Genomic DNA, 14815 nt, shown 5'->3' on the forward strand with positions numbered 1-14815 from the left:
TTTTAAACCACCTTTTGGTGGTTTTTTTATGCTTTATTTTTATGGATTACGTGTTTACACGTAACGCAAAATTCCGTGTAAATACGGATTGACAGGAATCATAATAGGAGTTAAATTTACTAATCTTTAAAATTCAATTCATGGCAGAAGTAATTTCCAATACACAAGGGCAAAATTTAACCACTTCCAATCAAGGTACTAATGTAAGAGCTGTCATTCAACCCGTTTCACATTTTGTTTTGCAAACCACTTCTGGAGCCGTAACCATTTCTGAAAGTAACAGTTTTGGAGCGGTTAACCCAACACAATTTCGAACTACTTCAAAAATTACTTTTACTGGAAGCAAGAAAGTATATGCTTTGTGCCAAGGTCAGGTTTTGGTACAACCACAAATAGGAAATACGAGCAAAGTGAATCTTATTCTAAAGCCTTTTACACAACCTATTAAAGATTTAGGAATTAAATATATCATATATAGAGGACTAAATAAGAGTGATTTTGTAGCCAATGATGTCATTGTAGGAGATGAAAATAATGGTACAGAATTTATAAAACACATTTGGAAAGAATTCAATCAGTTTTATAGTACTGAAAATACAAACCAACCCAAGCCCACTTTTGCGGCTAATTTTATAGGTTTTCCCACAACAACAAACCCTCAAACCGATTTATCTGTTTTAATAAACACTTTTTTTTACAAATTATCTGAAACAGTAGTAGATAATGTAACTGGAGAAGCTACTGAACCAACAGAAAAAGCCTTTGAGTTACCTATGGTAAAAAGAGGTATGTATTTAGGAGACATTACAGGAGAATTAGGAATTGATATTGTTCTAAATTCTGGAGAATATTACATTGAAAACGATCCAACTCCTTTTAAATTCGATTTAAACTATGCAAGAGCTACAGATTTTATGTTAGATCTTGCCAGCGCTACAACTCCTTTTCAAGAAAAATTACTCAAAGAAGTTTGTACAAAATTTATTGATTTAGTAGCATTCTATGGTTTACATGCTAACGGAAGCGGAAAAATATATGTAGATGAAACGGCAACACCTTTAACCACTAAAGACACTATCTTTGGTTTACTCACAAGTTTTTATACCAAAAATACGCAATACATTTATTTGCAAGCAAACCGACAAAGAAGTTATAACTTTTATGAAAATTATAGGTATTCTGAAGACAATGCAAACAATATAAAAATTGGCACTACTTTAGCTAATGGAACAGAAACTATCTTTGGTCAGGCAAGTTGGCCTATACATAAAGTAGCTAATAATGAAAACCTTTATATACAACTTACTACTGATAATTATAGTGAAGCTGCATTATATGTAAAGTTAGGCAACCTACAAACTAGTCATGAAAACAACTTTGTAAGAAATACAAACTTGTTGCAACCAGCTTCTGAAGATTCTACTACAACTATCGATTATAATTATACACAACCAATTGGTTTTCAATTTGAAAAATCAGGTACAGAAGTTATAGCATCTATAGTACAACTCATTTATGAAGGTAAACAATTAACCGTTTCTGAATACGTTGCTCCACCCATAGATCCTAATGCGGATCCTATTGTACCTTCTATCTTTTATTTAAAAGACATAGACGACATTTTCGGATTATTAAATGCTAAGTCATTTATAGCTACTAAAAATGAAAACGAATTGCCTTCAGTAATAGAAGAAGAATTGCAACTGATTCATTTTCCTAATGCGCTTAAAAAAACTGATGTAGCGGCTGTAAAAGTAAAAAAAATAGAAGATTTTATTAAAATTGATGAAGATAGCGATTTGCAAAGGGTAACTTTTGAAACGTTGTTAGTAGATTCTGATTTTGACGAAAGTACTTATATTAAAAACAATACGTCTTTAAAAGAAGGAAATACAGCAAAAACGATTAGTTATAGTAAAGAGCAAAATAATTATTACCAGCCTAAAAAACCTTTTTCATTTTCAACTGTATTATTTACCGATTCAGGAAGTACAATTACAGGAGTAATTTTAGAACAAGAACAAGGAAAACTACCAGCAAAAAAGATTTTAGGAATAACGAAAGAGGAATACCAACAATTAATTGCTATAATTGGGTCTAACAATTTAATAAATCCTAAAATTTATTTTAGAAACCTATTAGAAAATGAGGAAGATTATTTCCTTTCGATAGAAGATGTTCAATACAAATCATACACTTTGGATGTGATAGCTGAAAATGCTACAGGCGAATTGTTTTTGTTTTGTTTAAATGAAGATGTTAGATTATATAGTATTGATGATAGGATGTATGCATCAAAAAAGTATAGTGAAAGTATACCATTTACTAAAAATAAAAATATCTCTTTAGATTTAATATAAAACTTATGAAACAAGCTACAATTTTAAAAAATGGAGATGTTGTAACAACAGAAAATATTGTCCAATTACATTTTTATTCATCTGGTCATTTAGCATCTTTTAAAACAAAAGATACAAATATAGTTTTTCATCATTTTGTCGATTTTGATGGAATTGAAGAAGGATATTACGAAAAAGAAAAATATTTAGATTATAAAGCGGAAATTATTAAAGACAAATCAAAAATCATTAAGTTTAAAGATTGGGATTATGCAAATTATGGAGATGAAATTGTCTTAAAAAAAAGAGTTGTTTCTTATGTGGGCCAAGACTTGATTTCAAATAACACTTATTGTTGGAATGAATACAAATTGTTGTATTCTGAAAATCATTTTTTTACTAATGATGAAATTAATATTGCTATTTTCGCAATAAATCCTTCAAATTCCTTTTGTAATTTCAATTCTATAACTCAAACGGGAGCAATTACATTAACTGCTTATAATTTTTTTGTAAACAACATTATTAATTCTAATATAGATGATTTTGAATTAATTAATACAATTGCAAATATAACACAATTGATTAATAACATTGATGAGAAGATTTATGATGCCTTTAATTCTAATGATTTTGATGACAGTTTAAAACAACATCAAAAAGACAAATGGGAGCTGTCATTAATTATTAATCCTACCGATTATCAAGCCATAAGGAATTATTATATTGGCTATTACAGTGATTTAAAGAATTATTATAGTTCAGTATCAAATTATCTAAATTATATTAGTGACGGTTCTGATATAATTAAGACTATTGCTTTGGCTTCAAGTTTGCATCCTTTAGTACTACAAAATGTAGCAATCGAAAAGAAGATTAAGATGCTCCATTTTATTGCAGATGAATTTTTAATTGTAGATGAGATAATTGAACATAAAAGTGCTTTTTATGATACTATTGGTAAAAGAGGTTATTTATCAGAAACTGCCATTCAAAACTTTATAGTGAATCTTACCTACTCATTTGGTTCTAATGACCTTCAAGTTGACCAAAGTGGTGAATCAGCTGTCGATTATTTTCTTCAAGAGTTACTAAAAGATAAAAAAGATGGAATAATATTCAAAGAATCAATAACTCTTTATGAGGTAATATATAAAAATTTAAATCAATCCTTTAATATAACAGAAGGTATAGTAGGAATAACAAATTGGGTTTTTAAAACTAATTATAAACCCAACAATACTAGAGGAGCTTTTGTCCAAGGACTGTATTTTTTATGGCAGTTTAGTAAATATAATCCTTATGACTATATTAGTAATAATATACGAGCGAATACATTAGGGTCTAAAATATTAGATTATTCAGATGATTCATTAGCCAAATTTGATAATGAAAATAATCCTGCGAATGTAGGTTGTCTGTTTTATTATACTAGTGAAATAGCTTACAGAAAAACAATCAATGAATTTGGTATAATAGATTTTTCAGTGGCTTATGAAGACGCATCACCTATTGTTATACCTTATGAATCTACAAAAGAGTTAGGGATGTTTAGAGATAATTTTATGTTTTCTTTTGAAAAAAATAAGATAATTGCTTACAAAGATATATGGGATGAACAAAATTATATTCTAAAAAAGGAATATATAAAATATGGTACTTATGATATATATCAGCCAGTGACTCTAATTAATACAAATTTAGATACAAAAGCGCCTTTGTTGACAACCACAGGAGAGGAAACTGAAATTAATGGTAACACAATCAATTCATTTATCCCAATTTTTGTGTTGAAATATATAGACGATGCTGGAGATCAGAGTGATACTGAAAATATGCTAGGGTATTTAATAGATGGGATTTTAACTTTTTCAGGAATTGGAAATTTATCAAAATTACGTCATTTAAGATGGGCGGCTTTAGCTGAAGGGCAAGTAGGACTATTCACAAAAACTGGTTTTAGAGTAATTTTAGGTGGAGTAGAATTTTCTTCTGGTGTTATAGGATTTTTTGCCAGTTTTGTAAGTTGTACACTACCTACAGTGCCTGATACTCCTGAAAATGCGCAAGTGTGGGATGATTATAGGTTTTGCCAAAATATGCATACCTTTATCATGATTTTTCAATTAGCAACTTTGTCTATTTCAGCTGGTGATACAATAGCTTCTTTAGCATTAAAAAAACAAGCTGCTAGAGTTATTGAAAAAGCTGGAGGTGGAGTTGATAATGTAACGATAAAAAGTAATTTGATTGATAAACTAGAAAACACTAACACTTCGGGGGCTAGTCAACAAATTATAGATGAGACAGCAGAAAAAATTACTGATTTAGGGAAAAGTAAGTATTTAAATTATGCAGCTGACCTATTAGTTCAAGTAGATAAAATTTATGATAAAATCCAACCGAAGATTTTAAATCGAATTAGTAATGGTAATGGTGTATTTAATAAGAAGTTTTTTAATTTAAATTTTGATGAAAATAATTTAAAAATAATTATACAAGATTTTATTCAAAATGGAATAAATGATCAAAAAATAATAGAAGACTTTGTTACATTTGCATGTAGAGTTGATCAAAAAATAATAGACCCAGTTACTGGACAGCTTGTGGGAAAAATTATTAAAGGTTATACATTTACTGAATCAAGAATTATTATTAATTATTACGCAAATGTAATTTTAAAAAGAGGATTTGTAACAGGTTTTTACAATTTACAGGACTATAAATTATTCTCGCAGAAAGCAAAAGTTTTTTTAGATGATTTTTGTAAAAAAAGAGGGATTTCTAATGCAAAGTATGAAGTTCAAGGTTCGGTACAATTTAAATCACATGATTTAGATCCTAATGTAAATGATGTTCCAGTTTTAACAAGAGATGGTAATATTATTAAACCAGATGATTTTGATGGTAGAATATATATATCAAAAAATCAAGCTAATAATTATTTAAAAGGACTTGAAAAAGATTATAGGAAACAATTAAGATTAGAAAATCCTACATGGAACTCAAAAATGATAAATGAGGAAGTTGATATAATTTTAATAAATGTGAAAAAAGGAATTAATAAGGGAATGATTAGAAAAGATTATATTAAACCAGATGGTTTTTTAGATAATCTAAAACAAGCAGTAAAAAGAGACGATGGAACGCATATTTTTTATCCAAAAAACAGTGCTGATGAAACTGAAATTGGATTTTCAATTATTATCAAAGGATCTCCTTATGATGTTGATCCAGTAATGTCTTTAAAATATTAACTAATTTATGCACAAAAGAAAATGAGTACATATAAAGAATTTAAAAATACTGACGGAATTTTAATTACGCCACAACAAGCAAGTCAATTAGATGATTATAAAGAAATTGCTTTTGAGAATAATCGTATTAAAAGCTCTATTGTTTATTGGGACAAAGAGGTGGAAATTATATATATATATATATATCCAGATGAAGATTTAAATACTGAACTGGGTAAACTAGATGGTAATTTAACATATACTATTGCAAAAGATTTAGAAATAATAAATGGTTATACAGTTTGGAGGTTTTATGAATATAAAAATGGAGTTTTAGGATCATTGATTAGTATAGATGTATTTGATTCAAATAAAAGGAGAATAGTCTATAAATCTGAAGAAAATCCGAATCATATTCGTAAAGTTTATTATTTAGAAGGTAAACATGTGGTAAATGTTGAAGAAGAGTTGGATTTTGTTTATGAAGAAGATGATGAAATATTTTTTGATTTTAGAGATGGAAATTTAACTATTAATGTTTCTCATAATGTTGCAGAAGGAAATTTTACTAATATAAATTTATTTTACGGTACATATTATGAAAGATTACCTTTTATGACACCAGAAATTTTAGCATATTTTACAAATCCAGAACCTCTGGTTCCTCCCATGCAATTATAAATCATGGCAAAATTATTAGATAAAATAGTAGTAGTAGATATAGAAGCCACCTGTTGGGAAGGTAAAAACCCAGAAGGAATGGAGAATGATATTATTGAAATAGGGGTATGTTTGTTAGATGTAAATACTGGAGAGATAACAAATAACAGAGGTGTTTTTGTTAAACCAGAACGTTCAGTTATAAGTTCATTTTGTACACAGCTTACAACAATAACATCAGAAATGATAGAAAAAGAAGGAGTAACTTTTCAAGAAGCACTTCGCATTCTTAAAAAAGAATATGATACTCAAAGTAGAGCGTGGGCTAGTTATGGCGCGTATGATTTGAAACAATTTCAAAGACAATGTACCGATTTAGGCAAAGGTTATCCATTTAGTCCATCACATATTAATGTAAAAACGCTTTTTGCTTTAAAACAGAAATTACCTTATGAATTAGGTATGGACGCCTCACTTCAAGAATTAGGAATTCCATTAGAAGGTACTCATCACAGAGGTAAGGATGATGCTAATAATATTGCGAAAATTTTAAGGGAAATTCTAAAAAACTAAGTTTATAACTTTAAAACAATACGAAACCGCAAACCTCTTTTGACTTTGCGGTTTTTGTTTAGTAGTATTTCATCTATTTAAGAGAATAGTAATTCACCATAAAAAAAGTGTTTTATATAAATATTACGTGTTTACACGTAACGCAAAATTCCGTGTAAATACGGATTGACTGGCAATGAATTTGGCGTTAAATTTACAAATGAATCTTAATATGATATTCATGTGATTTTTACAAAATGAATCTTAATAAGATTTTAGAAGCAATTAATTTTCGAAATATGCCAAATACACAAACACCTTCTGTTGCCGTAACAAAAAGATATTATCCTACTTTATCCACAATTTTGAATGAAGAAGATATTCCAGAAATATTAGGTTTCATAAAAGAAGGTTTAGTGGGGTTGTTAGGTAAAATTCACTATAAAGATTTACAATATACTAAAAGTCCTAGAGGAGATGCTGCGTTTTATAGCTTGAATATTGTTTCTCCAAAAAGATTAGCTATAGAATTACCAGGTACAGGAATTTCATTAGTATTAAATCCAGATGTAACTGGAAATGATTTTAGCATTTCTTCTTTCCCTATTACAGTGGAGTACCAATGGAAAGTATTAGGCTATTTACGCGCTTTTAATATTGACTCCTTTTCATTCGCACCCCAAGAGTTATTTGAAATGGCATTGTTAGTTCTAAATATATCAGAAGAACAAGTACTAGCAAACTTTATAAATGTATTTGTTACTCCATCAGATGCAAATATTACACCTTTGCAACAGTTTGTAATAGATATAAATGAAGAAACAACTATTGTTTTACCACCACCAACAAATAACACAACTCTCACAGAAATTGTTCAAGAAATATATACTCAAGGAGGTAATCAATATGCTTCTTTAACTGCTTTTGGTGTTTATCTACTAGATGATGATTTGAATACTACATTAAATAGAGTTAAACTTTTCTTCAAAAGCTTTATACCTGATGATTTAGACGCGTTTATCAAAGATATTTTAATACCAAAATTTAGAGCAACACTAACACTTATAGCTGGAGTAGAATTTCCAAGAAGTTTACTACAACCAGTATATGATGAAAATGGTATAAATCCATATAATCCTAGTGATGTTGCAAGTCCAAATAGCACAAGAGGACTGTCTGTAATACCAGCAGATGCAAATGGGTATCCAAAAGTGCTTTTTACTTTTGCAGAAGCTTTATTCTATGCCGATACTGAAAAGGGATTTGGTTACAATATGGAATTAGTTTTAAACACCATTGTCCCTGCTCAAATAGGAAATACTGGATTAATTATCAATATTCAAAATCTTAAATTAGACCTAAGTAAAGAAAATAATATCATAGAAGCTGAAGCGGATGGAAGACCAGATGATTTTATGGGGTTCTACAGTGATAAAATTGATATTTATTTACCAAAAAAATGGTTTTCAAAGGATAATTCCATTCAGCAAACATTAAAACTAACAGGGAAAAGATTGTTAGTAGGAACAGGTGGAATATCTGGAATTATAGGATTGGAAGCAGTTGTTTTGGGTAACCCAATAACAGAAAACGATTACTTCTGGTTTATAATTGGATCAGAAACTACTGGTTTCAAAATAGGTTTTAGTAAATTCGATATCATTTTTAAACAAAATAAGGTTATATCTTCCCATATAAAAGGGGCTTTAGAAATTAAAAAATTTGTTTATCCAGAAAATAGTTTAAATGAGAATGGTCAAGTAATTCCTTATCCTACTACTGTAAAAATAGGTGTAGATGGTCATTTAAGCGATGACGGTGATTTTAATTTAACGGCATCTGCACAACCTCCTTATCCTATTGAGTTTCCTGATGTTTTTACCTATCGCATGAAAAGTGTAGAATTAGGTAAAGAGGATAATGATTTTTATATTGGTACCTCAGGAACTTTACAATTTGAGGGATTTTTAAAAGAGACTTTGCAATTAGGACCTATTGAGATAGAGCGATTGCGTATTTATAATGATGGATCTATAGAATTTAAAGGAGGTTCCGTACAACTTATAAATCCAATAGTTTTACCATTAGGACCTGTAGAGATTACCGTTTCTGCTATTCACTATGGTTCTCATCAAAAAGAGGTTAATGGTGTAATGCGCAAATTTAACTATTTTGGTTTTGATGGTGGTGTTAGTATCGACCCACTAGGAATAGAAGTAAGAGGAGACGGAGTTAAGTATTACTATTGCGTTGATGATTTAGAGGATAAACCTCATCCTTATTTACACATTCAGACTTTATATTTAGATTTAGTAATTCCTGCTAATTCAGGCTCTCTAGCTAAAATTAATGGATGGGTAACTATACCTGAACCTGGGGTTTCTAAAGAATATGCAGGAGGTATTACCTTACAAATTCCTAAAGCAAAACTTGCAGGAAAAGCAGAAATGAAGTTGATGCCAAAATATCCTGCTTTTATGATAGATTGCGAAATAGAACCAACAGTTCCTATTCCATTGGGTTCCTTTGCAGTATATGGATTTAGAGGATTATTAGGATATCGTTATGTTGCGGAAAAAGAAGCTATAGGATTAACTTCTACTAACACTTGGTATGAATATTATAAATCACCGAGAACAGGAATTAATGTTCGAAAATTTAGTGGACCAGATAGAAGCGTCAATTATAATACACTAGTTTCATTAGGAGCAGGAGCTACTTTAGGAACATCGGCCGATGATGGTTATACTTTTAGTATAAAAGCAATGGCATTATTCTCCATTCCATCTTTATTTATGATTGATGGAAGGGCAAATATTCTTGCGGCTCGTTTAGGTCTAGATAGTACTCAAGACCCTCCGTTTTTTGCTTTTGTAGCAGTAGGTGATGATTCATTGGAAATTGGGTTTGGTGCAGACTATAAATTACCTGGTAATGGGAAAATACTAACAGTACAGGCTGAGGTTCAAGCTGGTTTCTTCTTTAAAAATCAGAAGCCGTGGTATGTTAATATTGGTACAAATGTTAATCCTATTACAGCTAGAATTTTAACCTTACTTACTATTAAGAGTTATGTTATGCTTTCGGCAAAAGGTATTGAAGCTGGGGCAAGAGGAGAATTCAATTTTAATAGAAATTATGGAGTTATAAAAGTACAAGCTCATGCCTTTATAGAGGTTGGAGGAAAAGTGAGTTTTGAACGACCACAAATGGGAGCTTATTTAATGGCAGGAGTAAGCGCAAGAATAAGAGTATTATTTGTTACTTTAAGTTTAGATATTGGAATTTTATTTGGAGTAGAAGCACCTAAACCATTCTTAATCTATGGTAAATTCTATTTTAGAGTAAAAGTTGGAATTAAGATATTTGGTAAACGTATTACTTTATTTAAATTTAGTGGTAACCTTGAAGTAGTTTGGAATTTTGATAAAAATGTAGACCGATCTCCAATTAATCCATTAATTAATATATCTAATGTCTCAGCTATACCAGAATTGGTTCAAGGGATAAGTATGTTGACTAATGAGCCATTCTTACTAGGGTATTTGAGCTCACCTCCAATTGGAGCACCAAATGAATTAATCTTAGAACACATTATTCCTTTAGATACTTACATTGATATAAAAACGCAAAAAGGTTTGTTACCAGGTAATGTGCAAGATCCTAATAATTCTGTTCGAAAATTAATCGGCGGTATTACTAATGCACCAGCAAATTATTTGGATTTAATTCCGCCTGTAAGCACGATTAAAGGTAGGAGTATTAGACAAGTAAAACATCAATACACCATCGAGCATTTAGAAATAAAATTTTGGAATGAAACTAAGAATTTATGGGAAAATTATCATCCTTATGAAGCTTTGTATCCTAATGACCCTAGTATAGCTAATTTAAAAATAGGACAGTTTCAAAAAATAGATGGTGTTTATAATGCGGTGCGATTACTTGCAACAACTCCGTTTTCTTATACTGAACAAGGTGAGCCAGGTTGGTACGTGCCTGAACAATATGGAGTTTCTGCGTCAACATTGTTTTGTCAATCAGAAGAAAGAGAACTAAAATGTGCTAATTTTTTATTTAAGCCTTTAAACGCTAAATATTTTTGCGGTGATGTGAATACCCCACTTTTTTCAAATGATGTATCTTTTCAACTGATTACTCCTAATCCTGATGAAGATTATACTTATATAACAGATGAAGTAAACCCCTATAATTTTTCTAAATCATTAGGGTTTAATAATTGGAATAGTTTGGAAATTGTATTACCTCAGCCCACTATAATGACAGCATTAAAATTGAGTAATTTTAGTAATGGAGTAAAAGTGAAATTCTATGCTGTAATTCAAAGTCCAGAAAATGATGTGTTATTTAATGTGGTTTATGGAAACCCAAATCCAGCAGTTTCTAATATAAACGAACCCTATGAAATGATATTGTTTGCTGAAGATTTACAAGATGAAATAAAATATAATTATACAATAAACCTTCAAGATGAGTGGGAGCCTATAAATGAAAATTGGAGACCTATTTCACGAATCGTAATTGAACCTATTTTTGATGAGAATATTAATTCACAAATAACGTTACTTAACAACCAAATTGCTACCATTGAAAATGATAATAATTTGATTGCTCTTGGTATAATAGAAGGTGAAATACTTTCAACTGCGTCTTTAGAATCTGAATTGGAACAAATATTGTGTGGAGCCAGTGGAGGAGGAGATGCTAAATCATTTATAAATAGATATTCTAAAAAAGATTTATTGAATTACTATTATTCTAAAGAATTTACCGAAAATACTACGCAATTTATTTATGCTATTGGAACAACTGAACAAAAAGGTCTAATTAGTAAATTGGCTTTAGATGGCACTGTCCTTTGGGAAAGAACCTATGTTTTACCAGATAATACAGAAGAAAAATTAACCTTTAAGCGTATCATCCAAATTAAAGATAATAGTACGAATAAGTTTCAGTATGTGGTCCATGCTGCTATAGGTAAACAACATTATTTATTAAACTTTGATTATGAAAATGGTGAAATCATTTGGTGTAAAGATATTAATTGGAAAGATGAAGATGTCTATGTTCATATTGCACCTTCAAAAGTTGCGTTCCAATTCTATTTAACAATTTCAGATAGAAATCAAATTGATACCCAAAAAGAACCTTTTGTAGCAACTATTGATTCTACTGGAGAATTGATTAAAGCTAATTTGTTAGTAATTGAAAATGAGGAGTTTATTGTGAGTGCTATCTGTGAAGATAGTGATGGTTTTGTTTTAGTAGGTAGATACATGCTAGGAGATTATGAAGATTCTATTGGTAGTATTATAAAATTAAATCATGATTTAAAATATATATCTTCTTTAAAAATTGATAAACGTTACACAACCATACATGATATTAAAGTTACTGATGATGGAGCTTATTTATTATCGGGTTATGATAATAAACAAGATGGTATTTTTGCATTACTAGTAAATGGTGAAGGTACTTATAATTCGTATCAGTTTCCGGCAACTCAGCATCATAATTCTTCCATTCAATTAAGTAATGACGGTTTTTATTTACTTCAAAATAATGATTATAATGGAATTTTACACAAAATAACTTTTAGTTTTGATATAATTTGGAGTAAGGAAATACATTTTAATAGCGGTACAAATGGTATAAGAAATTTCACCTTTAACAGAGTTAGTAATTTTATCACATTAAACTGTTTTAATCAAACTGAAGGTTCGTTGGTAGTCCACACTAACTCTCACTTACAAAGTTGTAAGACAAATGTATTAAATGCTCCTTTAGTTGCTATTACTAATGTTAATTTAATCAAATTACAAGGTGTAACAACCAAAGCATATGAATATGGTTTAAAGGAATCAATTTGTGAATCAAATAATGTATCCTCTGAAATAAAAAAATACTGTAAAGTAAAAGAATGTGAGGGAGGAGACATTAAAGTTTGTCTAATTTATAATAGCGTTTTAAGTATATATCAAAATTGCTTAATTAGTCCTTCTCTTATAAATGTAGCTAATTTTGAATCAGTATCGTTATGTTATTTGCAAATACAAGAACAAATTAACTCTTCTAATACTATTTTTAATTTACCAGTAAGTCTTAGTAATGAATTACAATTAATCACCCAATTTTTAAATATAAAAAACATTCAGAATTATGGACTGGCATGGAATGCTGTGGTTTCTATACTTAATTATCTGGAAGAGGTTGGAGATTGTATTTGTAAATGCTCCCCTAAAGAGTTTACATTGATTCATCAAGTTTGTTGGATATCTCTTGAAGATTATGAATATAATATAAATATTCCTTCACAACAAGATATTAGAGAAGATGCATTAGCTGCAATAGATGGCATAACAAAATATATTCAGCCAATATGGAGACCCGATACAAGTTATTATATCCATTTTGTATTGAAAGACAATGTAGATAATGGCAGTCATATCGAGTCCTATCCCTATACTTATGGTTTTACTACAGCTGGACCAGTTGGCTATTTCCATACTCATGATAAATCCACTTACGGTGATGTTAAATTGAAAAATGGAGATCAATTATTAAAAGACGATACTAATTATTTTATAGTTAGTAGCAATGGTTTAGAAAATGAAGACAATAGTTTATACATAAGTAATACTAACGGTTTTATTTTTGAAGATACTACAGGATTTTTAAAAGATGCCGTAACTGGAGAATTCATTTTAAAACCAAATAGTTCGGAAAGATTAAGAGTTGTTGCGCATCCAGATAAATACTCGTTAACTACTTTAAAACAATATATAGATTATAATCGATCTTACCCAAATGCTGATGGTAATTTGTTAAGTTCAAAACCATTATTTTATGATGATCAGATCTCAATGATAAATGGACAAATTGCTAGTACTACACAAATTCAGTTGTTCTTTAGTAAAGCTTATGCTACTCATTTCTTCCATAAATGGGAGTCTTATAAAAACGCACCTTCAACAGACAATAGTTTCGCTGGAAGATTAAAGATTGTGATAAAAGATCCAGTGGAAGATATTTCGATTGAGAATCCACCTTATTTGGATTATGACCCAAATGATACAGAATACATTCATATTCCTCAATCTGATGAGACTTGGAATCCTGAAGAAAATCCACAAGTGCCATTTGCAATTAGCCACTACTTTAATTTAATGGAAGCACAAAATTGTATAGGACAAGTTACTATTACAAAACCAGCATCAGAATATGTGAAGATATATCCAAAGCATTTGAAGCCTAATAAACTTTATACAGCAATTGTAAATAATTTGTTTGATGTCAATCATAATGGAGATTTTGATGCTACTGCAAGTGTTGAAGAAACAAGAGAAGTTCATAAATTCGTATTTAAAACTTCGCGCTATAAAGACTTTAAAGAACAGGTGGAGAGTTATTTTATGGAAAGAGAGTTTGAAGGGGATCTGGTGCAACGTGATGCTATTTTTAATTTTGAAAAATCATTTACTCAAGATGAAATTGAAGCTAGTTATACAACTATCTGGAATTGGAATAATCCAAATAATATATTGCCTTTAACAGGGTTTACCCCAGAAATAATTGCAACTTTAAGAAATTATTATCAACATCCGTTTGATTGTGTTTTTGAAGGTGTTTTAGGTTTAAAACCATGGAATGAAGCGGTTGGAACTGAAGTAAATGTCATTAAAGATAGTAACACTGGAGTTAATATAGCTTTGATTGTTAGAAATCCTGAACCATTTAATAACCCTAAATTTAGACAGGAGGTTATAAAAGACACTATTCAGGTAATGACAGACGGAAATGTGAATAGCACTTATATGATTCTATTCTCTAAAGACCACTCGCAAGCTATCATTATGAATTCTGAAAAAGCTATTTCAGAAAACATTAGTTTGAAGTTTCAATACAAGGTTTATAGAGATATGGAACCCGGAGATGATGCAGTGATCAATTATCCCGTTATGGCGGAAGTTATTTTACCTATTGATTTATTAAATATATAATAAGAAA

5 protein-coding genes are annotated in these 14815 nt (G+C 29.8%); all 5 read left to right on the top strand.

Annotated elements, in window-relative coordinates; genetic code table 11:
- Nucleotides 1-140: 140 nt before the first annotated feature.
- Entirely contained in the window at nt 141-2360 is a 2220-nt protein-coding gene (locus tag CX675_RS14385) for a hypothetical protein (RefSeq protein WP_130735943.1), read from the top strand.
- Nucleotides 2361-2365: 5 nt separating this feature from the next.
- Complete coding sequence (locus tag CX675_RS14390; RefSeq protein WP_130735944.1) at nt 2366-5596, top strand: hypothetical protein; 3231 nt, start codon at nt 2366-2368, stop codon at nt 5594-5596.
- A gap of 21 nt (nt 5597-5617) precedes the next feature.
- Nucleotides 5618-6256: a hypothetical protein gene (locus CX675_RS14395; protein ID WP_130735945.1), complete on the top strand. Its 639-nt coding sequence runs from the start codon at nt 5618-5620 to the stop codon at nt 6254-6256.
- A gap of 3 nt (nt 6257-6259) precedes the next feature.
- Complete coding sequence (locus CX675_RS14400; protein WP_130735946.1) at nt 6260-6808, top strand: 3'-5' exonuclease; 549 nt, start codon at nt 6260-6262, stop codon at nt 6806-6808.
- A gap of 236 nt (nt 6809-7044) precedes the next feature.
- Nucleotides 7045-14808 (top strand): hypothetical protein, encoded by a 7764-nt coding sequence (locus tag CX675_RS14405; RefSeq protein ID WP_130735947.1) that lies wholly within the window; start codon nt 7045-7047, stop codon nt 14806-14808.
- Nucleotides 14809-14815: the final 7 nt, after the last annotated feature.

Origin of the sequence: Flavobacterium sp. J27 (genome assembly GCF_004303025.1) — a bacterium.
In the GTDB taxonomy this organism is placed as follows: Bacteria; Bacteroidota; Bacteroidia; order Flavobacteriales; family Flavobacteriaceae; genus Flavobacterium.

Bases quoted from the DNA above. Each gene is read 5' to 3' on its own strand.
- CX675_RS14385 (WP_130735943.1), top strand. From the start codon at position 141: ATGGCAGAAGTAATTTCCAATACACAAGGGCAAAATTTAACCACTTCC.
- CX675_RS14390 (WP_130735944.1), top strand. From the start codon at position 2,366: ATGAAACAAGCTACAATTTTAAAAAATGGAGATGTTGTAACAACAGAA.
- CX675_RS14395 (WP_130735945.1), top strand. From the start codon at position 5,618: ATGAGTACATATAAAGAATTTAAAAATACTGACGGAATTTTAATTACG.
- CX675_RS14400 (WP_130735946.1), top strand. From the start codon at position 6,260: ATGGCAAAATTATTAGATAAAATAGTAGTAGTAGATATAGAAGCCACC.
- CX675_RS14405 (WP_130735947.1), top strand. From the start codon at position 7,045: ATGAATCTTAATAAGATTTTAGAAGCAATTAATTTTCGAAATATGCCA.